Genomic DNA, 26758 nt, shown 5'->3' on the forward strand with positions numbered 1-26758 from the left:
AAACGCCAGTCAGCTTAACTGACTGGCATTAGGCCTGTTAAGGCCTTTTTTATTACTTATGAGTTAGCAAACTTACTCGCTATTACTTATAAGTTTCAAACGCTTCTTTTAAGCGTGCAAGATGAGCATAAACATAGCTACTAGACATACGATCTTGGTTTAAGAAAGTCTTATCAAGATCAATAGAAGAAGCTGGTGTTGTTGCACTTGCAGTGTTAATCAGGTTTACATCTTGGCTAATAATTGTATTTACACTGTGACTCCAACTTTGAGCCCCTTTGACCTGCCAATTACCAGCAGTCATGTCTTTACGAGGTGATAACGGAATACTAAAGCCAATTCCCACCTTTTGTACGTCAGTATCACTATAAATGAGTGCTAAGTTAGCGTCACCAAACCAAAATTTAGTTTCAAGTTTATAACCGCTGTCTTCGTTCCAAAATTGTCCACCAGTTACGTGAAATGAAACGTCTTTTTCAGCCCATAGGTAGCGATAGGATAGTAAAGAGTAATCACGTTTGTCGGTGTTATAATCTTTATATTCAAAATAACCGATTTCAGCTTTTAATTTATGTGCACCAGCGGGGCTTTGCCATGCAGTTTCATTGGTAATCCCCATAAAATCAAAATAGTCTTGGAATAGACCAACTTGAGTTTGGTTATAAATATTAAAAGGTAGCGAGAATGTCTGATAAGCAACAGCTCGCTTTATCCCGGTTTCTTGGCGTGAATTTGAGAATGCAGAGCCTTTTTCAAAGTGATCTGTATTTGCTACATTCACTTGACCAGTAATATTAACACCTGCACCTTGCCATAATGGAATATTTAAATCGGCTTGTAATGCTAATGAGTAGTCATACACACCAAGTTCGGTAGCGTACCTAGAAGATAACGAAGGTGAAAATGCAACTCTAGGAACAAAGTAAGGGCTAGTGGTTGGCGAGTTTCCTGCCCACTTTACTGATGTTATATTTTGACCGCTAAATTGAGTTTTTACTAATAAGTCAGGTGTAATATTTTCATTAATAAAACGTCGGTAATTATCTAATTGACCATTAACTTGTAGTAGCGGGATATCAAGTTTTGATAAACGAACTATAAAGTCATTACTTCCTTCAGGAAAGTATTCGGTAATTCGCCCAAGTACAAGACCTAAAGCATCAATCTCATTACGGTTAAAAACAGAGTTTTCAAACTCAACAATGATTATATCTGTATTTGAGATGCCAACCTTTAGGTTTTCAAAACCATCGTTGGTTAAAGCAGCTTTCAAACCGTGTATTTGTTGATTGTTATTTAAGTTTGTTTTTCTTTTGCTTGCTTGGCGTTGTGGTTTTTTCAAAGTGTTTTGTTTTGCCAAGTGACTAGTTTGTAGTTTTTCGGTTGAGTTTGGGGTATTAAGAGATTTGGTTGGCAAAGCATTAGGCTGAGGCGCAGGTTTTGGTTGTATATAATTAACTTGGGCTTCATCACTTAGCGGCATGCTAATATTCACACCCCAATATACATCATCGTCTGCAAGCTCAGTATTTGAATAAAAGCGATTATTTATAGAAACAGTAGCTAAATCATAAAGCCACTCTTTAGGTATAGTCACTTTAGCACCCAGATTGAATGCCTCAGCATCATGTTCAGCTAAGATACTTAACCACGACAAAGGTTGGTATTCAATACCTGCAAATACTCCGTCTAATTGACGTTTCCCTGTGGTTGAGCGCGCTTCTGATGTGCCTATACCTGCACTGAAACGAAAATCCCACCATTCTTTCGATGCAACGGCATAATACGCTTCATAATTATTTGCAGCGCCGCCTACATCTTTGGCGCCAACAGCGATACTAAGCCAGTCTTTGGGAATAAATGGTATTTGGTATTTGGCATTAAATGATAAATCGCGAATCTGACCTCGGTTTTCATAACTAAACAGTATGTCATGCATTGATGATGAGGCTATTCGACCACTCACTTCTAAACCATCAAAAATCCCTGCAGAAAAAGTAAAGTTATGTCCATCTACATACTGACCTCTAAGATTTAGCTCATTACTGTAGCCTATATCGATATCACCTTTATTCATAACTGCAGCTGTTGGGATATGAAAAATACCGGTAAAGCCATTATAGGCTATACCATGATTAATTTTTTGTTCAGCTAAAACTGATGTACTTGTACTAAGCACACAAAGAGTCGCAAGGGTAATTTTATTATAAGTCACGTGATTAACCAATTTAGATTAGAGTAAGGTTTTAAATCCTTAAAACCCAGAATTATTTTTGCTATAAACATTATAGCAAAAACAACTCAATAACTAGATAAACAAAAGCCGCACAGATGCGCGGCTTTAATAAAGTTCAGTTTGATTTGAAATTAAGAACCAGAACCAGAACCTGAACCAGATACTGGAACAGTCTCTACTTCACACTCAACAGGGATATCAAATGTAACAGCGGTATTATCTGCAGTCACAGAAGTTGATAACCAAGTACCAGTGTTGTAATCATAATAATTTGCTGTGTATGTTCCACCTTGCTCTAAATCAAGATTGAAAGTACCAGATGAATACACAGAACGTTTAAATGAACCGTCTTTAAATACTCTTACAAGTGAAGGTGTTGCAACAGGTGCTGTGTCAACTTCAAACTCATCAGTATTACTACATACTAACTGAGTCGTAACTTGTTTAGTAACAATTACTGGTGGAGCTATTGTAAGTTTTAACGCTTCTCCATCTAAATCACATAAGTTGTCAACAGATAGAGCTGATGCATTTCCGTCAAAGTCTGTAGATAAACCATCTAAAACGTTTACACCATTGCGTAAAACTTTAACCGTAACAGGGAAGCCCGGTGGGTTATAGATTGTAGCCGAAGAGTAATCACCATTGTAGCTGGTTAGAGTACGTCTAAATCCATTAGTTTCAAGTAGGATAGTCGTCTCAGCAGTATTTGCAGTATCAGTATTATCTAAAATATCAAACTGGAAGCTTCCACACTGTCTGTTATTGAAGTAATCAAGGTTCCAATAAGATAAGTGATTTACGTCTACAGAAACGTCAAATGTACTTGCATTACCACTATCAGTTACTTCACCGTAGCTTTCAAAAGACCATTTACCAGCATCTTCGTCGTAGCTCCATACTGGGAAGATATCACCAGCAGCAAGTTTACGAGGCACTGGGTTTGCTACAGTACACACACCGCTTTTAAAGCCATTCGCTTCAGCGAAGGTTGTAATGTCAGTATCCGCAGGTAAAGTTACTGGGCATGGGTTAGATGTCTTCTTATCTACCTGCATTGCAACAGTGATTGTATTACCTTCACCAAAAGTACTAACTTTATTGCCTTCGTCATCAACTAATTCAATCGCAACAAAACCACCTGAAGTAAATGAACCTTCAACTTGCTCTGAAGACTCATCGTTTGGATCTGCGGCAACTGAAAGGGCTAGGCCACCAGGAAATGCATCTAAAGAAGATGTTGTAGCAGCAGCGTCTTCAGCTTCTTCATCATTACGAGTCGCTTCATTGGCAAAGTATGCAACAGTCATTGTAGGAGCTGAAGTTAACGGATTTTCGTCTTTATCTAAGAATTGCGTACCATTTTTAATCTTTACTGTAGTGCCGCCAACTGCAATGCCTGCTTTTTCTACAGATTGAGGTAAAGCAATTTCAGCGTCTGGATCAGTTCCATCACCAACAGTTAAACCTGTACTAGCATCATATGCAATTTCAGTATCGCCAGCGATGTCAGCTAAAGTTTTAGTATCAGCTGCAATAGCAATATCTGAATCCGCTAAAGTACGAGGAGTTAAACGAATTTCTTGAGTTGCAACACTGTCAGTAGTTGTTAAAGCTAATGTGCCAGAGTTATTAAGGTAACCTTCGGCTGAAACAACATAATCGTAGCTAACGCCATCAGCTGGAATAGACTCTACTGTATAACCAAATGCGCTATCAGTAGTTGTTTTGTCTTCGTCATCAAGGGCTTCGCCAGAAGCTGTAAGAAGGCCATCTTCAGAAGATGTGAAGGTGATAGTTGCAGATGCTTCAATTGCTGCACCTGTTACATCAATGATGTTTACTGTCACTGCACCAGCTTGAACTGGAGCTGCAACAGGAGGAACAGCAACGTCAACAGTTTCTTCTGGTGGCGTTGGCGGTTCAACATAATCATTGTTATCGTTGTCACTGAAACAAGCTGTTAAGCTCGCTGTTAGGCCAAGAGCTAGCGCTAGCTTGGTTAGCTTGAATTTATTATTTCCCATAATCGTTACCTTTCTTTCCTTTCTCTTTAAAGTAAACAGACTTAATTGCAGTTCTAAATGTATCACTCAAAGTTCCGGAAAATGGTACTCTTGCTATGATACATAATTAGTTAATGAAGGATAAGCGCACATTATATATACGTCAAGTGAACATTATATATACTTTCATTAAATAAATAAAAAAATTGTAACCGGCGCTACTTTAAATTTGAGCTCTACAATAGAAATGCTATTGATTGCTTAGCGCCGTATAAGTATATGCTAATGTAAATCGCATACCATGTAAAACTTAACATCGTCATTTTGATATATAAATGTTGCAAAACTATGTAGAGCTAATAAAGAAAAGCTAAAAAGCGTTCCTTTTTTGATAAAAGAAGAGTTAGCTTTCTCAAATTTGTGAAAAACTCTCTACGTAATCACTTAGTTTGTCTAGGTCTACTACCTTTAAACCGCCGTTTGCTCTTTCAACTAATCCTTTTTCAACCAGCTCTGAAACAACTCGTCGATATGCTCGCTCAGTTGTGGCAAATCGCTCTGCCTCTGCATTTACTGTTGGGTATGCTCTAAGTAGAGTTGGGTTATTGTTTTCTGCGCGTAATAAACAGTCTTTTGCAATGTTGTAGCCTAGCGGAAGCAGTAGTTTATCAAGGTTTATTTTTTGATTTTCTTGAAATTTTGCGGCAATAGTTTGTGCTGTATATAAGCTTAACTCTGGTTTGTCGAGCAACAATGCACGCCAGTGTTTAAGCTCAATTAAGTTGTAACTAACATCACTAAAGCACGTAACCGTATAGATACATGGATTATTATTAAGTGCTTCAATTTCACCAATCAAAGTATTGTTACAATCTAGTTGGCCTAATAATAGGCGCCGACCATTACCCACATCATAGCTAAACGATATAGTCCCGCTTCTGACCAAAACTAATTTGCTCAGAGGTTGATCTTGATGGATCAGTACTTCTTTTTTTGATTGCTGATAGCGACTACCTGCAAATGTTAAAAGTTGATCAACCAAATAACTAGAAAAATGATATTGAAACATCAAGTATGCTCTTCGGACAATTGTCCTATTTATTACACCTTAATGACGGTAGCATTAAGACTCTAAGAATTTACGCTAACTTACTAACCTGTTTTGAGTCATTATGACCAAAATAGGTTTGATACCTTTATATCCCGTGTAATGATTATTAAAGTAAGCCTTTTGAGGTTACTTTGGGTTTTGAGTAAGTTAGCTTTTTTATACCGCGATTACACTGTTTCATAGAGTGTAAAATAGCATTACCTATAATGCTAACCTAAAGTATTGGAGAGAACAAATGAGTTGGGAATATTTAGGTTATATTGCCTCGGCTTTGCTTGTTGCCTCTCTTACTATGAGTGATGTTGTAAAGCTACGCTGGTTTAATTTAGCAGGCTGTGTTGCATTTACTTTTTACGGTATTGTGATTTCAGCTTGGCCGGTGGCAATTACAAATGGTGTACTTACTTTTGTTAATATTTACCATTTAGTTAAGTTGAGTCAGCAAAAGCCAAAACCAGCAGAGTAGCTTTTATTCTGCTGAATCGGTTTTTTTGTATTTCAGCTCGCCGGCAATCCATGTTTGCTCTACTTCAATTTTAAATATATCTTCAATCGGTACTTTAAAGTAATCTTTATTGATTAAAATAAAGTCAGCCCACTTTCCTTGCTCTAAACTTCCTAATTTAAATTCTTGATGCGCAGCGTATGCAGCACCTAATGTAAAAGCATTAAGTGCTTCTTCATGTGTTAGTGCTTCGTCTGCACGCCAGCCATTTTTAGGTAATTGATTATGATCCATTCTAGTTATGGCGGAATATAGCCCATCAAACGGGTTGGCTAATTCAACAGGGTAGTCAGAGCCAGCGGCGACTACAGAGCCTTGCTCTAAGAAGGTTCGCCACGCATAGGCGCCAGCCAGTTGTGAGTCAGTTAGTCGTTGCTCTGCCATATGCATATCTGAGGTGGCATGCACAGGTTGCATTGAAGGGATAATCTTTAGCGTTTTAAAGCGTGGGATATCAGTTGGGTCCACTATTTGCGCGTGCTCAATTCGGTTTCGTAACAGAATTCCGCCGGTTTTTTTAAATACATTTTCGTAGGCATTTAACACAATTTGATTCGCCTTGTCGCCAATCGCATGGGTATTTGCGCTGAAGCCATTTTCAAAGCTAAGGGTAAAAAGCTGCTCTAACTTTTGCTGATCTTCTAGCATCAAACCTTGATGGTTTTTTCTATCGGCATAATCAGCAAGTAGGGCTGCCCCTCGGCTACCAAGGGCACCATCAGCGTATATTTTTACACTGCGAATTAACATGTAATCATGCAAGTCTTTGTAGCGTCCAGCTTTAAGCATGGTTTCAAGCTCTGGGGACGCTGCACTTAACATAGCCACAATACGCAGTGGTAACGTACCTTGCTCAGCTCGTTGCTTATAGATCTGCCATGTTTGCTTATCGATACCTGCATCATGAGTAGAGGTAATACCTAAACTTAAAAGGTGCTCCCCAGCCATGTCCAGGGCTTGGTTGGTCGATTGCACGGAGCTTTTGGGAATGACCGCATTGATTAAGCTCTCTGCTTTATCGATAAAAATACCATTTGGCGAGCCTGTGGCTGTTTTGATAATTTCGCCGCCTTCAGGTGTCAGTGTCTTAGCTGTTATGCCTGCAAGCTCCATGGCTTTGCTATTAACCCATATTGCGTGCCCATCAACGCGAGACAGTATAACGGGTTTGTCTTTAACGATTAGATCTAAATCAGCAGCCGTCGGGAATTGCTTGTTAGGCCATAATTCTTGATTCCAACCGCGGCCGATAATCCAGCCCTGCTTATTTTTGGCAAAGCTTGCTAATTTAGTCTGAATACTTTTAATAGAGTCACTACCGCGCAAATCGAGTTGTGATAAATTTTTCCCAAGACCAATAACATGACCATGTGCATCTATCAGACCTGGCAGTAATGTTTTTTGCTTTGCATCAAACGCGGGGGCGCGAGGAAAGCTATTTTTTAGTTCATCGTTACCTGTTTTTACAACTTTGCCATCTTTTATTACAAGCGTACTAAATTGTTTTAATTTACCTTTGTAGGTCGGAGTATAGCCATTTGCGTTATAAATTACCGTCGTATCAGCGAAAGCAAACAAAGGAGTGAAAAGTACTATTGCAAGTAAGTGCTTCATTGTTAATTATCTTTTTAACGAGTGATTTATAAACACTATCAGAGAATGAACAACCAGCAAAATATTTAATAAATAATTATATAATATTCATGCTTATCGGCTATGCTTATGAATTAACGCTAAAATAATGAATAAGTCGGAACAAGCATGAAACTCAACGAACTGGCAATGCGCAGCAAATTTATTTTGTTATCTGCCATAATTTGCATTATTTTTATAGTTGCAATGATATTTATTAAGGTTGCAAATAACCAAATTGCGAGTGGGTTTGATAGATTTTACCAACATAATTTTATGGTCAGTAAACTTAGTGCTGAGCTTAAAGAAGCTCAAGACGGCATTATAGCAGATATTCGTGGTTTACAAGTCGTATATTTATTAGGGCTAAATGAGCAAGCACCTGAACTACTGGGTAATATAGGCAATAATATCGTGAAGACAGGCCCTTTAATTGAGCAAATCAATCAGGTGTATACCGGTGATGCAAGCTTATTGATAAAGCTAAAAAACCACTCAACGCGTTATGAAGCTGCCGCTCTGAACTTTAAACAGGCAATGGAGTCATCATCAGATAATAAAGCTGAATACTCAATTTATCGTGAATTTGTTGATTCGCACTTAGCTTTAACAGAATTTTTCGAACGCTTTGAACAAGCCAACACCGCACAAGTTCATCAGTCAAAGCAGGCGGCGCAAGATTCTATTCGTTTTGCCAATAATATATTTTACCTATCAATTGTAATTGCTATCGGCTTAGCTACTTTGTTTAGTCATATTTTGTCGCAAAAAGTTGTGCAAGGTTTAACCGTCGTAAGTCAAAGCGCACACGCTTTGCAACGCGGTGAGTTAGATCAGTACTCAGCGGTTGCCGGTGAAGATGAGGTGGCTGATTTGAGTCGCACACTTGATGCAACAATTGCTCATTTAAATACTACTTTGATTAGCATTTATTATAGCGTTGGAGAAGTTAATAATCACAGCAGTGAGTTACTTACTGCAAATACGCAAATTCAAGGCGCTACATCTGAAGTTTCTGATCATACAACTCAAGCGGTTACAGCGATAGAGGAGTTATCAGTGACAAGTAAAAGTATCGCGGTTAATACGGCTGAGTCTGCAACGGCTTCTGATGGCATGATGAAACTTGCTAGCAGTGGCTTAGAGGCATCAGAACAAACGAAAGAAGCGGTAAGCCATTTACTTGGCACCTTAAATGACACGTCAGAAGTGGTTGATAAACTACAAAGTGAATCCAGTAAAATTGAAACTATTTTGGATGTAATACGTAATATTTCAGAGCAAACTAATTTGCTTGCTTTAAATGCAGCCATCGAAGCGGCTAGAGCTGGTGAACAAGGGCGCGGATTTGCAGTCGTGGCCGATGAAGTACGAACTTTAGCACAGCGCTCTCACAGCTCAGTTAATGAAATCGAAACTATGCTCGGACAGTTACGTTCAGCCAGTCAAAATGCAGTTACTATGATGGCTGATAGTACACGTGTTGCGGCACAAGCCGAAGATAAAATGGATGAAAGTAATAGTTTGCTTAAAGAAATCATGGAGATGATTAACCAAGTAAATGATCAAACACAACAAATTGCTACTGCTGCAGAGGAGCAATCTGCGGTGGCTGCTGATATTAGTCAAAATATGCATACTATTCATACTTTGACAGAGCAAACCGCAGAGATATCTCAGCAAACAGCAGAAACAAGTACTAAAACTGCACAGCAAAGTCAGTCTGTATTAGAGCAGGTGGAATACTTTAAATTAAGTTAAAGACAGATTAACCCACAGAGCTTTTTACTTTGTGGGTTATCTTGGTTTTGAATGAAAGGGTCATTGATTAAGATAAACAGTAAACTCAGCTAGTGAAAGTCGGTTGTCTTTATCTGAGTCGTAGTTTTTAAAGCGTGACCACAGGGCTGGGTCTTTGGCTGACTCTGAACGAGTTAATAAGCCATCTTCATTTCTGTCCAATGCTTTAAATTGTTCCGCTATGCGGTTACTTGTTGCAAAACTGCCACAACTAGTCGCGAGTAATGCCATTAAAAGAGTGTATTTAAAATTATTCATGCGGTTAATATAAGTTGTTAGTTAAGAATTGTTTAAACTCAAGTAAGGAAATTCGGTTATCGCGATCTTTATCCCAATTAGAGTAGCTGTTAAGTAGTTGCGGCTGAGGTTCTAGCTCTGCATGTGTTAAAAAGCCATCCTTATTTTTATCCAAGTGATCAAACCTTTGCTTCACGTCAAGTGCCAAAGCGTTGAAGCTGAACCCTACTAGCAAGCTACAAAAAAGCATCATGTTTTTCATAATTAATTCCTTTAATTGAGCTGTAAAGCAATAAGAGTAAAGCATTTGCCATAATTTAAGTCCCAACAATAAATCCATTTACACACTCCCTCCGGGATTATGGCAAATACTTTAATGCGGTTTAAATTTTGAACTGAGTAAACTCTTTTTCAGAAAGTACTTCATCTTGGTTTTCATCAAGATCACTAAATTGTTTAAATAAATCATCATTTTGTTTAGCTTCAAGTAATGAAATTACACCATCGGAGTCAGTATCTAGTTGGGCAAATCTCACGTTTAATTGAGACGCTAAAACCGAAGCACTAATAGCCAAAAGGAGCAACGAAAAAGCCGCAATTAATTGTTTCATAACACTATCCTTATTGAAGAAATTGTTTAAATTCGGCAAATGAAATCTGACCATTTTGGTCTTTATCTATTTGCTCAAAGCTTTCGTGTAACACAGCATCTTCAGAGGCTTCTCCCTCGCTTAATGTGCCATTGCCATCCTTATCTAGCTCTGCAAATGTGGCCTGTGCGTCTAATGCAAACACATTGCAGCTAAGTAAGGCACTTAAACATATTCCTAGTGATGTCATTACTTTCATTTGATTTCCTTATTAATAATGTCTCTGATTAAGATATAACAAGATCAGTGCCAAAATTAATAACTTTTTAAAATCATAAGGTTAATTGATTTAAGTGTGAGTAGGTAAGAAAAATCTACTTAGTTGTGTGTCTTTTTTGCAACAGGAGTAAAGGTAAGTAGAACTTTTATTTAAAAAACAATATATTAGCTTGTCTCAATCTAGCGGCATTGCTTATACTGCAGTGCTGTATCGGTTTTATTCAATATGTCTATAGCCAAGTCAAATACAACTGACAGGTTGTCATGGCTTGGGTATATTGATTCAGCTAGTGTATAAGTAGGCTAGTTAATAATGATGAGATTAGAATTTAGGAGTAAATATGCCAGCCTCGTTTGCACAAAAATATAAAGCAATTTTAGCGTGGCGGCCAAACTTGATAGGGCAATTTTTATTTAGTACGTTACTTTCGCTCCTTCCTTTATCGTTAGTTGTTATCGTATTTTTGAATGCACTTAATAAGCAACTTGCTGTAACCCAGCAAATAGTGAGTGATAACTACCAAATATCTAAATCCTTTAATAATCTGAAACAAGATCTTAATAGCCTAGAACGTGCTACCCGCCAAAACTGGGTGCTTAAAAGTGCTTCATTAGATGAGTTAATAATTGATAAGTGGCAATCGTCGTTACAAAGTGTCGATGAATTAATATTTTTAAGTGCAAGGGAAAACTATAAGCAGCAATGGCAAAAATTGTATGATGAACTCACCACAGCTCACCAAAAGTTGGTAACTGAAAACTTACAAGATGCTCAATTATTCATACCAGTGAGCGAACTTGTCGCACAGCAAACATTATGGCTACGCGACCAAAACGAAAAAAAAATAACCGATAATCAACGGCAACTAAAGGTACTACAAAACTCATTTATTAACTGGTTAGTGGCACTTATACCGTTAACCTTGTTAGTGAGTGGCGGCTTTTTATGGCGTATAAGTGGTCGCTTAAAAGGTCTGACATCTGTTATTGATAAACTAGGGCAAGGGCATTGGCAGCAAAAAATTGCGGTGCAAGGCTCAGCAGAGCTTGTTGAGTTAGGAAATAAATTACAATGGGTACAAGCGCAACTGCATATGCTTGAACAGCAAAAAGACACTTTTTTACGTCATGTAACCCATGAACTTAAAACACCACTTGCCTCTATGGTCGAAGGCACTGATTTACTAAGCGACGAGATTGTTGGGCCTATCAACAAGGAACAGCAAGCCGTACTTGAATTAATAACACAAAGTATGCTGCGTTTACGCACTATGATCGATAGCTTATTAAGCTATAACGCAATTCGTACCAGCAAAGACAGTATTAATGAAATTGAGTTTTCTCATCTAATTAATAAAATTAATAGCCATTTTGAGCACCGCTTATTAGCACGCGAACAAACATTGAGCTGGCAATCAAGTTTACCTGCTCAACCCATTGCGGTGGCTGCTGAGCTAGTAGAAATGATATTGATCCAATTAATTTCCAATGGTTTAAAGTTCTCCGATAGTGGTGGCTGTGTCAATATTGGATTATCTCAATCAGAAGGTAAATTAGTGATGGTGGTGAGCGACCAAGGTTGTGGTATTCAAGAGCAAGACAAAGTACAAATTTTTAGTGCTTTTTACCAAGGTAAAAATGCCAAAGATACCACAGTCCAAGGAAGTGGCTTAGGCCTAACCATTGTTAAAGAATCAGTAGAGCAATTAATGGGCACTTTAAAAGTAGAGCATAACGAGCCAAGTGGGTGTCGTTTCATTATTCAAATACCTATAATAAGTAAAATCAAAGGAGTTAGCTAACATGGGCGTGCACTTTAAGACCATCTTATTGGTTTGCATCACCAGTCTTGGCCTGACAGGCTGTAAGTTAACAGATGAAACTGTACAGCAAGAAGTAACTGAAACTAAACCTAAACCTGAGGCTATGGCCCATACGCAATCAAGCGATGCATTACCAAACCCAAAGCCGAGACCAAAAACGGACCCTTTCTATCCGCCCGCTGATGTTCTAATAGGTTGGCATGCAAAAGCGTGTGGAGGTTTTAATGTTGCAACAGATAACAAGGAGTTTGTAGGTGCAAAAGATATTCAGCAATTTTTTAATTTTAGCTGTAAAAATAATACCCTGGCCCCTGAAGAAGTGTTAACTAAGCTATTAAAGCTTGATCAAGCTTATTATTGGCCCGATGATATTAAACAATATTGGTGGTTGCAGAAGCAGCAAATTAAACAGCAAATTAATGCGAAAAAACAACAACAGGCGTTGAGCGATAAAATGCAAGAAACCTTATCGTCATTAGCTGCAATTGAACAGCAACTGCTGTTACGCGAAGAAACCAAGGAGCAGTAACATTATGTCGACTCAATCACCTCAAAATGCCCGCGTTCTATTAGTTGATGATGATGCCAGCTTACTTAAATTACTGTCTATTCGTATTGAATCTAAAGGTTATCAAGTCACAACCTGTGAAAGTGGTATGGCGGCGCTGCAATTACTTAAAAGCCATGTGTTTGATGCCGTTATTACCGACTTACGCATGGACGAAATGGATGGTATGGCACTTCATCGTCAGCTGCAAAGCCGCTATCCTGCTTTACCTGTTATTATGATGACAGCCCATGGCTCAATCCCCGATGCGGTAGAGGCCACGAAGCAAGGTATTTTTGCATTTATTACCAAGCCCGTTGATAAAGACGAGTTATTTGACAGTCTTGCAAAAGCTATTGAAATTCATGGGTTAAATGGTGAAGACCAAGCTTCAAGCAGCGCCATTGTAACTCGTAGCGGCGCGATGCTGCATTTACTTGAGCAAGTAAAGTTACTAGGTCCAACGCAGGTTAATGTACTTATTTCCGGTGCTAGCGGGACAGGTAAAGAGCTACTTGCTAATGCTATTCATCAACATAGCCATGTTAGTGAAGGGCCATTTGTAGCCATTAACTGCGGCGCAGTGCCAGGGGAGTTACTTGAATCAGAGCTGTTTGGTCATAAAAAAGGTGCGTTCACAGGGGCTGTAAAAGATCATCAAGGGCTTTTTCAACAAGCGCAAGGAGGCACGTTATTTTTAGATGAAATAGGTGATATGCCATTAAACTTACAAGTTAAGTTATTACGTGTATTACAAGAAAAAACTATCCGCCCAGTGGGCTTTCAAGAAGAAATACCGATTGATGTGCGAATTGTTTCTGCAACACATAAAAATTTACCTGATGCGATTACAAACCAGCAGTTTAGGGAAGATTTATACTACCGTTTAAATGTTGTGAACCTTAAACTACCAGCGCTAAAAGAGCGCCGTGAAGATATTAGCTTACTAGCGCAACACTTTAGTGCCATGATTGCAAAACGTATGGGGCAAACACAAAAGCGGTTTGCTACTGACGCCATGCATGCATTAGTCCGCTACGATTGGCCGGGTAATATTCGCCAATTGCAAAATGTGGTTGAGCAAGTAGTGGCTCTTTCACCTAGTGAAGTGATTTCAGTACATCTGGTTGAAAGTGCGCTGAACAGTAATGAAACCAATGTCGAGCCGCTTTCTCTAAACGACGCTAAAAAAGAGTTTGAACGTGATTACGTTATAAATACGTTAAAAATGGCGGGCGGTAATGTGGCAGAAGGAGCCAAGCTTGCAAAACGAAATCGCTCTGATTTTTATAAGCTAATAAAGAAACACAACATTGATGTTGATAATATTTTGTAGGGGTAAGAATGCAGTTATTTATGGTGTATTTGGGTGGCAGAATTCAGGGTTGCCATATAGAAATGCACGATGTGCGATTTGTGGTAGGTGAATCAATAGAGCAGTGCTATACAAAACTTAAAAGCCAATGGGTTGGTGATAAAAACAGTGTGCATATGGACAGCTTTATGGCAATAAAGCACATTGATGGCTATCAAGTTGAGGTTGTAGAACAGCCTGTTGCGCAGCAAGAAAAACTGTTTTTTGTGAATTTAGGTGCGTATCGCGCTGATAGCCTAGCTGAACAACATGATTTTGCTTTGTATGTAGCAGATAACGCTGAGCAAGCTAAACAACGGGCTAAAGAGCATTTGTTAGCGGGTTTAAGTCATTTGCATAAAGATGACTTGCATGATGTGGATGACTGCTTTGCTATTGATTTACTTGATAGCCAATTACATATTAAGCTGACGCCAAGTGGACAATCTCAAAAAATCAAACCTGATTGGTTTGGTTATCATATTTTATAAGCCGGGGTTTAAGTAAGCGGCTAATCGTTGTCGCTTTGCTCTTGGCGTTCTTTATCTTCACTCTTACTAGCAATCTTAAAAGCAATAATAACAAAGCCAAACATGGCGAAAGGCAGTGCTGCGAGCAAGTACTCAGTGAGGTTGCTGTCAGCGAAACTCGCTTGTAATAAAAAGTGCCCTGCAACGCAAAGTACAATCACAATAAGCAGAATAGGGAGTAAAATAAGTTCTTTTTTGGCTGAGTGGCTTTTCATTGTCTGGCATAGCTTTTTCAAGGTGCGCCATTGTAATGAGCAAACCGCGTTTAGGTCAAATAAGTTGGTTGGAAAATGTCACTACCTTGTGCTGAATCAAGCTTTTTAGTATCGGTTTCATTATCAGTGTAACTACCATCTTCTTGCTGCTCATGGCGGTAGAGTTCGAATATAAAATCAATTTCTTCGCGTTTTAATACAGTTTGCATTCTAACCTCCTAATTCAGCCCTCATGTTTAATGTTAGCCAGCTTATGCTGCTGAGGCTGAATTATAAGTGAATACTTATTGAGCAAATTGTGTAGAAGTGTAACTATCAGCTCTTTTGAGTTATGTCTTTAGATAATGGCAATCGAACAATAAATTCAACCCCATCATTTTGTTGATTATTGAGTGCCGTTACACTGCCTTTATGATATTCACATACTAAACGGGCAATGTATAAACCCAAACCTAAATGCGGTTGCTGCTGAAGCTGCTGGCTACGTACTGATACCATTGAGTCAAAAATATGCTCAGCGAGCCCTTCTGGCAGTAACGGGCCCTTATTTTTAACGGCCAGCACAGCATTATTATCATCTTTTTGTAAAGTGATGCTGATAGCATGATCATCAAGGTTAAACTCCAGCGCATTATTGATAAGTTTATCGAGTAGTTGTGCGATAAACTCAGGCGCGCCAAGCATAGGCATTGGGTTATTATAAATATCGAGTTTAAAAGCATGGTGCGGATAAGTAAGTTGATAGCCTTGCATGCAACCGGTAATTACTTTTTGCAAATCAAATAGCTCAGGTTCATTACTTTGAATACTTTGCTCAAGACGTGTGGCTTCGCTCATGGTGGTAATTATTTTACCCAAGCGCTCGACCCCTTCACTGGCCCGATCTAGGTACTTTTGACTGAGCTCAGATTGCGGCTGCATTTGTAGGTTTTCCAAAGAGCTACGCACTACAGCAACTGGGGTTCTTAATTCATGAGATAGTCGGGACGACATAGTTTCTAAGTAGTTGGTGTAGCCTCCAAGGCGACTGACAATATTGGCAAAACTGCGCGACAGGTCGCCAATTTCATCATTTGAATCTGAATAGTTAATTGTGCCAGTAACTCGCCCTTGTGCATCAATTGCTTGCTCGGCGGTATCACGTAGGCGCCTGATACGGCTTGAAATACGTGAAGCAAAAAAGAATAAAGTTACAGTGCCGATTAGCATCACCGCTAAAATGACATTAAACAGCTTCTCTAGAGACTTATTGCGCAGAGTACGCACGCCATTTGTGGTCTCTTCAGCAATTACGGCGCCAATTACTTTATCTTTTATCCAAATAGGGTAGGCAGCAGATAATATAACGGCTTTGTTATCAGGAGTGAGTCGCCATGATGATGCGGGTGAACCACTGAGTGCTTTAGCTATATGGGTGCCTTGCATAGCAGCAACATCGTGCAGAGTATCTAAAAATTCGTTTTCAGGACGGGTTAGCACTTTATAGTATAGAGGGTGTAAGTAATTTTTTTCAAATCGTTGCCACCAAGTTGCTGCCGGTTTATCGGTAATACCGTCAGCCCAAACACCATCCGCATGGTGGATAGAGCCTGATTGCGCCAGTACGCGGTGATGATTATCAACCACCCAAATACGGCTACCGCTGTGGCCCATGCCTTTTAAAATACGGTTTATTTCAGGTGAAGGGACGAGCACTGAGCCTATGTCGCTTGGGTTTAGAATGTTTGAGGTTGACATTAATTGTGGTTCAACCTTATTAGTATCCCAATCCTCAATTGCAAACCCCAGCTTATTACCTAACATGCTTAACGGGAAGCGTAGTTCGATATTGTAGCCTGTGGCAGTACTGGTAAAATAACCCTGAATTTTAGTAAATGGTTTATTGGTTTGGGCATCAAATGCATTGACCCAACCATCCTGGCGAGCTGCGACAATATAGTGTTTAAACTCATCCTCAGGGGTTTTTAACATGATTTGTAAGTGGTCATTTCGGGTTAAACTTAAGCTGTTTTTAGCACGATAAACAAGTGACTCATCTGTTACTTTAAAAACAGCATATAAAAACTCGCCATACTTACCCACCATATGATCAAAAGACAGATCAGCGCTTTGATGATCGGTTTTATCACCTTGTAAATAACGCTCATCATAATGCCAGATTAAATTTTGATAAGGCTGCCAATCAGATAGCTTGCCATCAAGTTGGATCGGGTTACTGAGGTTATAGGCATACAGGTCTCGGCCTTTAACTACTTGATCTAAAAAGTTACTTTGTGAATCAAATAAAGCTGGGCGTTCATGTAATGCAGTTGCAAGCGCGCGCGTGGTGCCTACGAGTGTTTTTTCTTGGCCTTGGCGTAAAAACTTTTCCATCTCCCATACATATTCATAACCGAGCCAGGGCAGTAAAAATAAAAAGCACGATAGCAATATAAACTTACTGCGTAGGCCAAAACGCAGCATTACACTTGCTCCCAGCGGTAGCCCATACCATATACGGTATCTATGCAGTCAAACCCAGCATCAAGGGCAATAAACTTTTTGCGGATACGTTTTACATGGGAGGTAATGGTTGAGTCATCTACATAAATTTTGGCGTCACTCATCAATTCGTTACGACTTTTCACATGCCCGGGTCGCTGTGCTAGAGAATGCAGCATCCAAAATTCTGTCACTGTTAAATCAACTAATTGCTGCTGCCAAAATACTTGCATACGTTTGGTGTCTAATGTCAGTGGACCCCGGTTTATTAAAGCGGTTTCATCAGCGGGTTGTTCTAGCGCTTCCATACGTCTGAATAATGCGCCAATGCGGGCAGCTAAATGTGCCATGCTGATATCTTTGGTTAAGTAGTCATCAGCTCCCATACGCAGGCCACATACGGTGTCTATTTCACTATCACGAGCGGTTAAAAAAATAATCGGTAAGGTTTTAGAAAGTGAACGCAGGGTTTGGCAAAGCAAAAAACCACCATCAATTTCATGGCCTAGGCCAATATCAACAATGGCTAAATCAGGTAGTGCGTCTTGAAAAGCATGCTCTGCTGTTGCTCTATCGCAAAAGCCACTGACTTGATATCCCTGTGCACTGAGCATCTCCATGTAGTTTTCGCGAATGGCTGTTTCATCTTCAATAATGGCTATTTTTTTCATTCTTTCCGCCTTCGAAGCCCATTTAAATAAACCGGGCCTGTAATTCTCTATACGCACTATACCTAATTTTTTTGTTTTCGCATTGGCAAAAAGGCAATTGCCATTTTTTTGCCACAATTGCTCAGCAGTTTGCCTTTTTTGCTCCCCTTTGTTGCCACTTGCAGTTGTTTTAATAACACCATCCCAATTACAGCAGACGCCAACCAACGTTTGCTGAACAAATGAATAAACAATTAAGTACAAAGGAATAAATCATGAAAAAACTTATTATCGCATGCACCATCGCAACTTTATTCACAGCGCCTAACTTTGCTCATGCAAACAATGAAGAGAAAAAAGAAACTCACCAAGAAACACTTATAGGCCTTAGTACAGGGGCTATTTTAGGAGGCATCGTCGGTGGCCCAGTCGGTGCATTTGTAGGTGCATTTGCTGGTGGCTTAATTGGCGACAAAGAAGTTTCTGAAGATAAAATTGCAGAGCAACAACGTGCGCTTATCGTTATGCAAGATAAAACAGATGATTACCAGCATGTACTTTCTCAGAATGCACAGTTAAGCGAACAACTTGATCATCTTGAGCAAAATAATGAACGTTTGGCGCTGGCACAAATGAATAATCTAATGGCGATGACCATTCAATTTAAAACCGGATCAAGTGAAATAGCCCCCCATTTTGCCAGCCAGCTTGATCAACTCGTTAGCTTGTTACAAAGCCAACCTGAATTGCAATTAGACTTAAATGGCTTTGCAGATCAACGAGGTGATGAACTAGCTAACTTAGCTCTTTCAAAACAGCGAGTATCTGCTGTGCAAAGCTATTTAATTAAACAAGGTATTAGTCATACCCGCTTAACGGCGAACGCCTTTGGCGAACAACAAACAGTTGCAGATAGCGATAGCTATGAAGATAACGTGTTTGATCGCCGCGTAACTTTAACTACTCGCCCAAGTAACCACTCTCAAACTGCGAGTAATTAATTTAGCGCTATTAACCTCACCCATCAAGGGAGTGATTTTATGTTGAGTAAACCAAGCAAAGTGCTTACCCGTGTTCATTTTAAGGCGTGGGTAAGCCTTTTTATTCTTATTATGTTCGGTGCTTGTAGTGTCACTGTGGCAGCAGCTTCACCTGAACTTAAAATGTATGACAGTCAGGGAGCGCCAGTAACGCCGGGTATTATATTGCAAAGTGATGCAAAAATGACGGTAACGGGTCTGATAAACCACGTTATTGTGACTCAGTATTACCGCAACGAAAACCCGTTTGCAGTGAATGCGCGTTATGTATTTCCACTGCCTGATGAAAGTGCGGTACATGCAATGACTATGCGTATTGGCGAGCGTATCATTAAAGGCCAAATAGACAAAAAAGAGCAAGCAGAGCAGCGTTTTCAACAAGCTAAAAAAGCAGGTAAGCAAGCGGCTATCGTCAGGCAGCAACGGGCAAATATGTTCACTACAAATGTAGCCAATATAAACCCAGGCGAAACAGTGATTATCGAGCTTGAGTATCAAGAAGTGATTGATTATCGCAGTGGTACTTTTGCGCTTAGGTTTCCGACGACGATTACACCGCGTTATCATCCACTTAATGGCGAATTATCAGCTACAAACGCTGAAAATAATAAAGCGGGTAACACACAGTTAGCCCCTAATGGTTGGATCAGCCCGATTTATCAAAAATCAATTGAGTCGGATTCTCAACGTGGAAAATTTAGTTTAACTATTAATATCGATGTTGGATTGGAATTGGTTGATATTGAATCTAAATACCACCAAATTGCAGTAACTAATCCTCAGTTTGGGCATTATCAAATTGCACTTGATGAAGGCAACGCCGTTAACCGCGACTTTTTACTGGAATTTAAACCACTTCAAAAAGAGCAAGCGCAAGCTGCGTATTTTACTGAGCAGTTGGAAAATGGTGAACGTTACGGTTTATTAATGCTGATGCCGCCGGATGATCATTTTACCCAAACGCAAAGACTGCCGCGTGAAATGGTTTTTGTAATTGATACCTCGGGCTCAATGCATGGTCAATCTATGGAGCAGGCAAAAAGTGCGTTGTACTATGCATTATCCTTACTCGATGCAAACGATAGCTTTAATATCATAGGGTTTGACGACCAAGTAGCACCGATGAGTAAGCATTCGGTTGCAGCCAATGATTTTAATCTGCGCCGAGCCAAGCGCTTTGTTTACAACCTACAAGCTGATGGCGGTACTAATATTGCTGGTGCGTTAGATGCGGTGCTTGATAACAGTGAGCAAGATGGTTTTGTGCGCCAAGTGGTATTTTTAACTGATGGCAGTGTCAGTAACGAAGCTGAACTATTTACACATATTCGTATGCAGCTGGGTGATACGCGTTTATTTACAGTAGGGATAGGCAGTGCACCAAATAGTTACTTTATGCGACGTGCTGCTGATGTGGGTCGAGGAACATTTACTTTTATTGGTAGTACACATGACGTACAACCGAAAATGCAGCAGCTATTTAATAAACTGGCTCACCCTGCAATCACTCAGTTAACTTTGCAAAGTAATGATAAGCAACTTGAGTATTGGCCATCACCGTTACCTGATTTATATTTTTCAGAGCCAGTTATGGTGGCCATTAAGTTAACAAGCAATGAGGCTGTGAGTCTACTTGGTCAAACAGCGCAAGGACCACTTAATTTAAAGCTTAATGCACAGCAAGGTCAAAATGCAGTGGGCATAAGTCGATTATGGGCACGGCAAAAAATTAAATCGTTATTACTTTATAACGATAAGCAAATAGTAAAAGAGCAAGTTCAAAACCTAGCTTTAGAGCATCAATTACTAAGCCCGTTTACTGCATTTGTCGCGATTGAGCAAACAGCAATAAACACACCTGCTGAACACGATGTACAAGTGGCAAATCAACCAGTGCAAGGACTCACCATGCGATTGCCGCAAACTGATGGGCAAAGTAGATTACACATGTTATTGGGTTGCATTTTACTCACTGGGTTTGTTTTTTTAAGAGTCAAAAAATGAAATTCTGGTTTAGTGTTTTCATCCTGGTGTTAGGTGTTGGTTTGTTCTCGCATGGCAGTTATATACAAGCAAAGGCATGGCTTGCTCAGCACTTGATTGAGCAAGCATGGCAACAAGCGTTAGTTACACCGAATGAACAAGTAAAACCTTGGTTTTACGCTGATAGCTATGTCACAGCACAACTTAATTGGCCAAGCCGAGGCAAAACGTTATCGATTTTGGCAGGAGCAAGCGGCCGTAATTTAGCCTTTGCGCCAAGCCATTATTTACCAAGCGGTGAGCTTGGTTCAGAACACGGCGCCTTAATTGCAGGGCATAACGATACCCACTTTACCTTTTTACAAAAAGTTAAGGTGGGCGAACAGTTTAGCTTACAAACTCAAAGCGGGAATATTGTGCAGTACCAAGTGCGTGGGGTTGAAGTAATTCATCAATCCCAACATGCATTTTTACAGCGCAGCGGCTTGTATTTATTAACCTGTTACCCTTTTGATTCATTAGCCTCTGGCACTGATTTAAGGTTATTGGTTTCAGCCGATAAAGTCTCGTCATCAACATCGACTACCAGCTCTTGATGGCGTTGGCTTACCATGACCCCAATAAAAACTACAGCAATACTTAGCCACTGTCCCAATGTAAGTATTTCACCTAAAATGATGGCGGATAAAATTAACGTGAAAATAGGAATTAAATTAGAATAGGCCGCTGCCGTTAGCACTGATACTTTACTTATGGCGTAGTTATACATGCCATAGCCACCTAAAGTCACACACGAACCAAGATATAAAATACTTAATAGAGCGGTTAAGTCGTGTTGGTTTTCACTTGGTAAATCAATGAATAATAAAAAAGGCGCAAAAAACAAACTGCCGCTAAAACCTTGTAAAGCAATGAGCGTTAAAGGTGAGTAACGCGCCGTTAAGTGCTTTACCGCCACGGTATAAAACGCTGCACAGACCATCGCCATAAGCTCTAAAAAGTTGCCTAACAGTGGATTAGGAGCTTGCTCAGAAGTTGGAGAAAGTAAGGTCAATAAAATACTGCCACCAATGCAAAATGTAAAACCAATAACAATGGCTTTACTTATGTATTCTTTAAGCATAAAAAACGCTAAAAAAGCCACTATGATCGGTAAGCATGACACAATAACACCGGCTTGTGAGGCCGAGGTATATTCCATTGCGTGGCCTTCAAATAAAAAGTACAAACAAGGCTCGGCCAGCGACATCCCAAGCAGGTACTTCCAATCACCGGAGCGGTATTCAAAACGAATAACATAACGCCATAAACACAGTGCCAGCATTAGCGTTGTTAGCATGCGTAAAAAAATCACCAGCGCGGGGTCATAAATAGCAATTGCATACTTGAGTGCAATAAACGAGCTACCCCATAAAAAGGTGGCAATAATTAAACATAAACTGGCAGGCATGATGAACTCTTACTTTAAATTCAGATGAATAAATTAAAATGCGATCCTAGCATGAAATTTTTTAACTTGTTCAAAAAGCGATAACTGGTATAAATAAATCCTTCATCTTTTGTGTAGTAAGTAGCAATGCATAGGGCACAGGTAATAGTAGTTAAGCTGGGAACAAGTGTGCTTACCGGCGGCACCGATAAACTCGACAAAGCACACATGGTTGAACTTGTTCGCCAATGTAGTGAGTTAAAAAAGCAAGGCCATCAAGTTGTGATGGTTTCAAGTGGGGCTGTCGCGGCAGGTCGTGAACAACTCATTAAACCGTGTGGCCGCTCTGTTATTGATAAGCAAATGTTAGCGGCTATCGGTCAAGGGCAGCTGATCCATATTTGGCAAAGCTTATTTGCATTATATGGTATTAATGTCGGGCAAATGTTATTAACTCGTGCTGATTTAGAGGACCGCGATCGTTACCTAAACGCGAGAGACACATTAACGGCTTTACTCAGTCATGATGTTGTGCCAATTATTAACGAAAATGATGCCGTTGCAACCAGTGAAATAAAAGTGGGTGATAATGACAACTTATCGGCACTTGTCGCTATTTTAGCCAATGCAGACAAATTACTGTTATTAACTGATCAAGAAGGGCTCTTCACCAGCGATCCTCGCACAGATGCAAGCGCACAATTAATTGAACAAGTAAGTCATATTGATGATGAGCTACGTCAGCTTGCTGGTGGCAGTGGCACAAATTTAGGCACAGGCGGTATGGCAACTAAGCTGCAAGCAGCTGATATAGCAAGCCGTGCAGGAGTCGAAGTGGTTATTGCCAAAGGCGCTGGCAAAAATGTTATTTTAAACTGCATGAGTGAGCAATTACCTGGCACTCGATTTTTAAAATTAACAGCCCCTCGCGATGGTCGTAAAAAGTGGTTATTAGCCGGGCCAAAAAGTAATGGTCAAATTGTTATTGATGATGGTGCAACGGCTGCAATTAAGCACCAAGGGGCTAGCTTATTAGCAAAAGGTATCCGCATCGCAAAAGGTCAGTTTAGTCGAGGAGATTTAGTTGACTTAGTTGATTTAAACTATCAACTGGTAGCGCGTGGGGTGGCACGTTTTAATAGTCAAGAAGTCGATAAAATCAAAGGCTGCCACTCTACTGAAATCGTTAAGTTATTGGATTTTGATTGCGGTGCAGAAGTGATCCATCGTGATGATTTGGTACTTTTTTAGCATATAAGACCCTAGTTATTTAGTAAAATTTAAATACTGACCTAAACTTAATTAAATGTATTGTTTAGGTTTATTTTAGATGACTAACTCGTGCGGGCATGAGTGGGTAGTCTCAATTACACAGCAAGAGGAAGAGTCTGATTTAGATAGGACTCTTTTGTCTGCAATTATAGAACTTCCTGCAATTAAAAAATTTGCATTGTATATTAATAAATACTCTGGCAGTGATGGCTCACTGGTATTAGTCAATCAAGATTCACTGTTGGAGCGATTAGATAGTCAAGAACTTACGACCATTTTAAATAAAGTGGCAAAAAATAAAGTATGCATCAGCAGTGCCTCCAGTCATTACACTAGTTATATTCCAGCGTATTACTTAGGTGAAGTCATTGGCGTTTTACTTGTTGAATCGGAACATAAACTTCCCGAAAGAAGCTGTATGCTTGCCGTACATGTGCTTAACGTTTATGCCAACCAATTGGCATTAATTCATCGCTCTCGGTTAGACCCTCTTACAGAGCTTTTAAATCGCCAAACATTTGATAAAAAAGTCATAGAGATTATCTCGGGTGACACATTTATCACTTCTTCTGGGGCGTCTGCGAAGCTGTCTTATTGGTTTCTAGCTCTGTTGGATATTGATCACTTTAAGCATGTAAATGACAACTTTGGCCATGTTATTGGTGACGAAGTTATTTTACTCGTTGCTCGGTTGTTAAAAGATAGTTTTAGAATTGATGATATTATATTTAGGTATGGCGGTGAAGAGTTTGCGGTGTTGTTTCAAGCGAGTGATGAGCATGAGGCACTAAATATACTTGATCGGGTACGCTGTAATGTTGCTGAATACCCATTTCCACAAATAAATAACTTAACTATTAGCGCTGGATTTTTAGCGCTGAGTGAAGTAGATATGGTGTCAGCATTAGTTCATAAAGCTGATCTTGCGTTGTATCACTCGAAAAATAATGGCCGTAACCAAGTAACCGCTTATAATGAACTGGAGATAGAGCAAGAGTCCGACGTTGTTGACGACGGTATTGAGCTTTTTTGATGCTATTTTATTAGCTGTTATGCTAAAATCCATGCCCTCAAATTTGTTGTTAGATAGGGTAATAAAATGAAATTAGTTCGTTGGCTTTTAGGTAGTTTAATCTTATTCTTTGATTTTATTTTTACCCCGCGTAGTAAAAAACGCCCAGAAGGCGAGCAAGCTATGCTCGATCAAACAACCAGCCACTTTAAGCTTTATCAATTTAAAGCCTGCCCTTTTTGTGTCAAAGTACGCCGAGCAATAAAGCGACAAGGTTTAAAAGTCGATACGCGTGATGCGAAGAATAATCACGGTTATCGCCAAGAATTATTAGAGCAAGGTGGTAAAATTAAAGTGCCTTGCTTGCGTATTGAAGAAAATGGCCAAGTTAATTGGTTATATGAATCAAACGATATTATCGCCTATTTAGATAAAGTCGCGGCATAACGCGCGCTACCACTTCGAAAATTGCCCTTGCTATGCTAGCATTTGGGCAACTTTTATAGTCCTTTTTAAAGAGAATATACCATGACAATCCGTACTCGTGTTGCTCCGTCACCTACTGGTGACCCGCATCTTGGCACTGCTTATATCGCCTTGTTTAATTACTGCTTTGCTAAACAACAAGGTGGTGAATTTGTACTTCGCATTGAAGATACTGACCAAGTTCGTAGCACGCCAGAATCAGAACAAGCGATTATGGATAGCTTGCGTTGGTTAGGTCTTGAGTGGGATCACGGTCCTGACGTAGGTGGTGAATTTGGCCCTTATCGTCAATCAGAGCGCAGCGATTTATACAAAAAGTTTGCACATCAGTTAGTTGACGAGGGTAAAGCATTTTACTGCTTTGCAACCAGTGAAGAGCTTGACCAAATGCGTGAAGAGCAAATGGCTGAAGGTTTGCGCCCTAAATATGATGGTCGTGGTTTAAAGCTAACGGAAGAACAAATTAAAGCGAATCTTGAAGCGGGTAAGCCGTATGTTATTCGTATGAATATTCCGTCTGAGGGTACCTTTAAGTTTAACGATTACTTACGCGGCGAGATTGAGATCCCATGGGAAAATGTAGACATGCAAGTGCTGTTAAAAGCAGATGGCTTCCCAACGTACTTCTTAGCGAACGTGGTTGATGATCATCACATGGAAATTAGTCATATTTTCCGTGGTGAAGAATGGATAAACTCAGCGCCTAAGTTATTAAAACTATACGAAGACTTTGGTTGGCAAGCGCCTGTACTTGGTCACCTACCATTGTTGCGTAACCCAGATAAATCAAAGCTATCAAAGCGTAAAAATCCAACCTCAATTAATTACTATAAAGAAATGGGTTACTTACCAGAAGCGGTACTAAACTACTTAGGTCGCATGGGGTGGTCAATGCCTGATGAGCGTGAAAAATTTACCCTTGCAGAAATGATTGAACACTTTGATATGAAGCGTGTATCACTGGGCGGCCCAGTATTCGATGTAGATAAGCTAAGCTGGTTAAACGGTATGTGGATCCGTGAAAACCTAACAGATGCAGAGCTTATTCAACGCTTTGTGGATTGGAAGTTTAACGGCGATATGCTTGCTAAAGTCTTACCTGAAGCGAAAACACGTATCAACACACTATCAGATATGGTTGATCTTGCAGGTCACTTTGTGGGTGGTATTCCACAGTACGACCCTACGTTATTAACGGCTGGTAAAGCGGATGAAAACGTTATTCGCCAAGCGTTACAGTTCTTTATTTGGCAACTTGAAGGGCTACGTAGCTGGGAAAAACCTGAAATATTTGCTATTGCTAAAGCCGTAGCAACTTTCCATGAGTTAAAGATCAAAGACTTTTTGGAGCCAATCTTTGTCGCTATCACTGGTAAAACGTCATCAACGTCAGTACTTGATGCAATGGAGATTTTAGGCTCTGATTTATCACGTGCTCGTTTACGTGTTGCATTAGCTCATCTAGGTATTTCTAAAAAGCAGGCTAAAAATATTGAGCGCGCTTATCGCGAATACCCAAGCGCTTAAATTATTAATGTGT

General features: G+C 39.8%; 26 protein-coding genes. 13 read left to right on the plus strand and 13 right to left on the minus strand.

The features are described from left to right. Positions 1-82: 82 nt before the first annotated feature. The 3 genes from B5G52_RS11520 to B5G52_RS11530 form a co-directional block, all read right to left on the minus strand. Complete coding sequence (locus B5G52_RS11520; RefSeq protein WP_087532798.1) at positions 83-2215, minus strand: YjbH domain-containing protein; 2133 nt, start codon at positions 2213-2215, stop codon at positions 83-85. Between the two features lie 152 nt (positions 2216-2367). Next, on the minus strand, positions 2368-4263 hold the full coding sequence (locus B5G52_RS11525) for a hypothetical protein (protein ID WP_087532799.1): 1896 nt from the start codon (positions 4261-4263) through the stop codon (positions 2368-2370). A gap of 391 nt (positions 4264-4654) precedes the next feature. Continuing rightward, positions 4655-5311: a Crp/Fnr family transcriptional regulator gene (locus tag B5G52_RS11530; protein WP_087532800.1), complete on the minus strand. Its 657-nt coding sequence runs from the start codon at positions 5309-5311 to the stop codon at positions 4655-4657. 238 nt (positions 5312-5549) lie between these two features. Here B5G52_RS11530 and B5G52_RS11535 point away from each other — a divergent pair, with 238 nt between their 5' ends. Beyond that, positions 5550-5819, plus strand: a complete 270-nt coding sequence (locus tag B5G52_RS11535) for a YgjV family protein (protein WP_254911195.1) — start codon at positions 5550-5552, stop codon at positions 5817-5819. Positions 5820-5822: 3 nt separating this feature from the next. Here B5G52_RS11535 and B5G52_RS11540 read toward each other — a convergent pair whose 3' ends face one another. After that, positions 5823-7472, minus strand: coding sequence for an amidohydrolase (locus tag B5G52_RS11540; protein WP_087532802.1), 1650 nt, complete (start codon positions 7470-7472; stop codon positions 5823-5825). 147 nt (positions 7473-7619) lie between these two features. Between B5G52_RS11540 and B5G52_RS11545 the strand changes: the two genes are divergently transcribed. Next, on the plus strand, positions 7620-9251 hold the full coding sequence (locus B5G52_RS11545; RefSeq protein ID WP_087532803.1) for a methyl-accepting chemotaxis protein: 1632 nt from the start codon (positions 7620-7622) through the stop codon (positions 9249-9251). A gap of 60 nt (positions 9252-9311) precedes the next feature. Here B5G52_RS11545 and B5G52_RS11550 read toward each other — a convergent pair whose 3' ends face one another. The 4 genes from B5G52_RS11550 to B5G52_RS11565 form a co-directional block, all read right to left on the minus strand. After that, positions 9312-9548, minus strand: a complete 237-nt coding sequence (locus B5G52_RS11550) for an EF-hand domain-containing protein (RefSeq protein WP_087532804.1) — start codon at positions 9546-9548, stop codon at positions 9312-9314. A 4-nt stretch (positions 9549-9552) separates the two neighbouring features. After that, entirely contained in the window at positions 9553-9789 is a 237-nt protein-coding gene (locus B5G52_RS11555) for a calcium dependent protein (protein WP_087532938.1), read from the minus strand. 121 nt (positions 9790-9910) lie between these two features. Then, a complete protein-coding gene (locus B5G52_RS11560; RefSeq protein WP_087532805.1) occupies positions 9911-10138 on the minus strand; it encodes a hypothetical protein in 228 nt (75 codons plus the stop codon). A gap of 10 nt (positions 10139-10148) precedes the next feature. Next, a complete protein-coding gene (locus B5G52_RS11565) occupies positions 10149-10376 on the minus strand; it encodes an EF-hand domain-containing protein (protein WP_254911192.1) in 228 nt (75 codons plus the stop codon). Positions 10377-10737: 361 nt separating this feature from the next. On the opposite strand from B5G52_RS11565, the gene B5G52_RS11570 reads away from it, so the two are divergent. The 4 genes from B5G52_RS11570 to B5G52_RS11585 are packed head-to-tail and all read left to right on the plus strand — an operon-like array spanning position 10738 to position 14611. Next, positions 10738-12198 (plus strand): sensor histidine kinase KdpD, encoded by a 1461-nt coding sequence (locus B5G52_RS11570; protein WP_087532806.1) that lies wholly within the window; start codon positions 10738-10740, stop codon positions 12196-12198. A gap of 1 nt (position 12199) precedes the next feature. Further along, a complete protein-coding gene (locus tag B5G52_RS11575) occupies positions 12200-12748 on the plus strand; it encodes a hypothetical protein (RefSeq protein WP_087532807.1) in 549 nt (182 codons plus the stop codon). 4 nt (positions 12749-12752) lie between these two features. Further along, the gene (locus B5G52_RS11580) at positions 12753-14102 is read left to right on the plus strand and encodes a sigma 54-interacting transcriptional regulator (protein WP_087532808.1); all 1350 of its coding nucleotides are present in this window, start codon (positions 12753-12755) and stop codon (positions 14100-14102) included. Positions 14103-14110: 8 nt separating this feature from the next. Continuing rightward, positions 14111-14611 carry a DUF1543 domain-containing protein gene (locus tag B5G52_RS11585; RefSeq protein WP_087532809.1) on the plus strand — a complete coding sequence of 167 codons (501 nt, stop codon included), beginning with the start codon at positions 14111-14113 and terminating at the stop codon, positions 14609-14611. Positions 14612-14631: 20 nt separating this feature from the next. Here the strand turns inward: B5G52_RS11585 and B5G52_RS11590 are convergent, their stop codons facing one another. The 4 genes from B5G52_RS11590 to pdsR all read right to left on the minus strand — a co-directional run bounded on the left by B5G52_RS11590 (position 14632) and on the right by pdsR (position 18017). Beyond that, positions 14632-14865, minus strand: a complete 234-nt coding sequence (locus B5G52_RS11590; protein WP_087532810.1) for a hypothetical protein — start codon at positions 14863-14865, stop codon at positions 14632-14634. Between the two features lie 50 nt (positions 14866-14915). Further along, complete coding sequence (locus B5G52_RS22070; RefSeq protein WP_176372541.1) at positions 14916-15074, minus strand: hypothetical protein; 159 nt, start codon at positions 15072-15074, stop codon at positions 14916-14918. A gap of 106 nt (positions 15075-15180) precedes the next feature. Then, positions 15181-17328 carry a proteobacterial dedicated sortase system histidine kinase gene (gene pdsS / locus B5G52_RS11595; protein ID WP_087532811.1) on the minus strand — a complete coding sequence of 716 codons (2148 nt, stop codon included), beginning with the start codon at positions 17326-17328 and terminating at the stop codon, positions 15181-15183. Further along, complete coding sequence (gene pdsR / locus B5G52_RS11600; protein ID WP_087532812.1) at positions 17328-18017, minus strand: proteobacterial dedicated sortase system response regulator; 690 nt, start codon at positions 18015-18017, stop codon at positions 17328-17330. The genes pdsS and pdsR overlap by 1 nt, the downstream gene beginning before the upstream one ends. Positions 18018-18271: 254 nt before the next feature. On the opposite strand from pdsR, the gene pdsO reads away from it, so the two are divergent. Genes pdsO through B5G52_RS11615 form a run of 3 tightly spaced genes read left to right on the plus strand, consistent with a single transcriptional unit; the run spans position 18272 to position 21615 of the window. Next, complete coding sequence (gene pdsO, locus B5G52_RS11605; RefSeq protein ID WP_087532813.1) at positions 18272-18997, plus strand: sortase-associated OmpA-like protein PdsO; 726 nt, start codon at positions 18272-18274, stop codon at positions 18995-18997. Positions 18998-19036: 39 nt separating this feature from the next. Then, positions 19037-21040: a marine proteobacterial sortase target protein gene (locus B5G52_RS11610; protein ID WP_087532814.1), complete on the plus strand. Its 2004-nt coding sequence runs from the start codon at positions 19037-19039 to the stop codon at positions 21038-21040. After that, positions 21037-21615, plus strand: coding sequence for a class GN sortase (locus B5G52_RS11615; RefSeq protein WP_087532815.1), 579 nt, complete (start codon positions 21037-21039; stop codon positions 21613-21615). Before B5G52_RS11610 ends, B5G52_RS11615 begins: the two co-directional genes overlap by 4 nt. Here the strand turns inward: B5G52_RS11615 and B5G52_RS11620 are convergent. Continuing rightward, a complete protein-coding gene (locus tag B5G52_RS11620) occupies positions 21522-22469 on the minus strand; it encodes a DMT family transporter (RefSeq protein WP_087532816.1) in 948 nt (315 codons plus the stop codon). The genes B5G52_RS11615 and B5G52_RS11620 overlap by 94 nt on opposite strands. Positions 22470-22595: 126 nt before the next feature. Between B5G52_RS11620 and proB the strand changes: the two genes are divergently transcribed. The 4 genes from proB (at position 22596) to gltX (ending at position 26745) form a co-directional block, all read left to right on the plus strand. Further along, on the plus strand, positions 22596-23699 hold the full coding sequence (proB, locus tag B5G52_RS11625) for a glutamate 5-kinase (protein WP_087532817.1): 1104 nt from the start codon (positions 22596-22598) through the stop codon (positions 23697-23699). 79 nt (positions 23700-23778) lie between these two features. Next, positions 23779-24753, plus strand: coding sequence for a GGDEF domain-containing protein (locus B5G52_RS11630; RefSeq protein WP_087532818.1), 975 nt, complete (start codon positions 23779-23781; stop codon positions 24751-24753). Between the two features lie 66 nt (positions 24754-24819). Continuing rightward, positions 24820-25179 (plus strand): glutaredoxin, encoded by a 360-nt coding sequence (locus B5G52_RS11635; protein WP_087532819.1) that lies wholly within the window; start codon positions 24820-24822, stop codon positions 25177-25179. An 81-nt stretch (positions 25180-25260) separates the two neighbouring features. Beyond that, positions 25261-26745 (plus strand): glutamate--tRNA ligase, encoded by a 1485-nt coding sequence (gene gltX / locus B5G52_RS11640; protein ID WP_087532820.1) that lies wholly within the window; start codon positions 25261-25263, stop codon positions 26743-26745. Positions 26746-26758: the final 13 nt, after the last annotated feature.

Origin of the sequence: Pseudoalteromonas sp. A601, from assembly GCF_002165575.1 — a bacterium.
GTDB lineage: Bacteria > Pseudomonadota > Gammaproteobacteria > Enterobacterales > Alteromonadaceae > Pseudoalteromonas.

Excerpts from the sequence above, each read along its gene's own strand:
- B5G52_RS11525 (WP_087532799.1), bottom strand. The coding sequence starts at position 4,263 with ATGGGAAATAATAAATTCAAGCTAACCAAGCTAGCGCTAGCTCTTGGC.
- B5G52_RS11530 (WP_087532800.1), bottom strand. The coding sequence starts at position 5,311 with ATGTTTCAATATCATTTTTCTAGTTATTTGGTTGATCAACTTTTAACA.
- B5G52_RS11540 (WP_087532802.1), bottom strand. The coding sequence starts at position 7,472 with ATGAAGCACTTACTTGCAATAGTACTTTTCACTCCTTTGTTTGCTTTC.
- B5G52_RS11545 (WP_087532803.1), top strand. The coding sequence starts at position 7,620 with ATGAAACTCAACGAACTGGCAATGCGCAGCAAATTTATTTTGTTATCT.
- B5G52_RS11550 (WP_087532804.1), bottom strand. The coding sequence starts at position 9,548 with ATGAATAATTTTAAATACACTCTTTTAATGGCATTACTCGCGACTAGT.
- B5G52_RS11555 (WP_087532938.1), bottom strand. The coding sequence starts at position 9,789 with ATGAAAAACATGATGCTTTTTTGTAGCTTGCTAGTAGGGTTCAGCTTC.
- B5G52_RS11560 (WP_087532805.1), bottom strand. The coding sequence starts at position 10,138 with ATGAAACAATTAATTGCGGCTTTTTCGTTGCTCCTTTTGGCTATTAGT.
- B5G52_RS11565 (WP_254911192.1), bottom strand. The coding sequence starts at position 10,376 with ATGAAAGTAATGACATCACTAGGAATATGTTTAAGTGCCTTACTTAGC.
- B5G52_RS11570 (WP_087532806.1), top strand. The coding sequence starts at position 10,738 with ATGCCAGCCTCGTTTGCACAAAAATATAAAGCAATTTTAGCGTGGCGG.
- B5G52_RS11575 (WP_087532807.1), top strand. The coding sequence starts at position 12,200 with ATGGGCGTGCACTTTAAGACCATCTTATTGGTTTGCATCACCAGTCTT.
- B5G52_RS11580 (WP_087532808.1), top strand. The coding sequence starts at position 12,753 with ATGTCGACTCAATCACCTCAAAATGCCCGCGTTCTATTAGTTGATGAT.
- B5G52_RS11585 (WP_087532809.1), top strand. The coding sequence starts at position 14,111 with ATGCAGTTATTTATGGTGTATTTGGGTGGCAGAATTCAGGGTTGCCAT.
- B5G52_RS11590 (WP_087532810.1), bottom strand. The coding sequence starts at position 14,865 with ATGAAAAGCCACTCAGCCAAAAAAGAACTTATTTTACTCCCTATTCTG.
- B5G52_RS22070 (WP_176372541.1), bottom strand. The coding sequence starts at position 15,074 with ATGCAAACTGTATTAAAACGCGAAGAAATTGATTTTATATTCGAACTC.
- pdsS (WP_087532811.1), bottom strand. The coding sequence starts at position 17,328 with ATGCTGCGTTTTGGCCTACGCAGTAAGTTTATATTGCTATCGTGCTTT.
- pdsR (WP_087532812.1), bottom strand. The coding sequence starts at position 18,017 with ATGAAAAAAATAGCCATTATTGAAGATGAAACAGCCATTCGCGAAAAC.
- pdsO (WP_087532813.1), top strand. The coding sequence starts at position 18,272 with ATGAAAAAACTTATTATCGCATGCACCATCGCAACTTTATTCACAGCG.
- B5G52_RS11610 (WP_087532814.1), top strand. The coding sequence starts at position 19,037 with ATGTTGAGTAAACCAAGCAAAGTGCTTACCCGTGTTCATTTTAAGGCG.
- B5G52_RS11615 (WP_087532815.1), top strand. The coding sequence starts at position 21,037 with ATGAAATTCTGGTTTAGTGTTTTCATCCTGGTGTTAGGTGTTGGTTTG.
- B5G52_RS11620 (WP_087532816.1), bottom strand. The coding sequence starts at position 22,469 with ATGCCTGCCAGTTTATGTTTAATTATTGCCACCTTTTTATGGGGTAGC.
- proB (WP_087532817.1), top strand. The coding sequence starts at position 22,596 with ATGCATAGGGCACAGGTAATAGTAGTTAAGCTGGGAACAAGTGTGCTT.
- B5G52_RS11630 (WP_087532818.1), top strand. The coding sequence starts at position 23,779 with ATGACTAACTCGTGCGGGCATGAGTGGGTAGTCTCAATTACACAGCAA.
- B5G52_RS11635 (WP_087532819.1), top strand. The coding sequence starts at position 24,820 with ATGAAATTAGTTCGTTGGCTTTTAGGTAGTTTAATCTTATTCTTTGAT.
- gltX (WP_087532820.1), top strand. The coding sequence starts at position 25,261 with ATGACAATCCGTACTCGTGTTGCTCCGTCACCTACTGGTGACCCGCAT.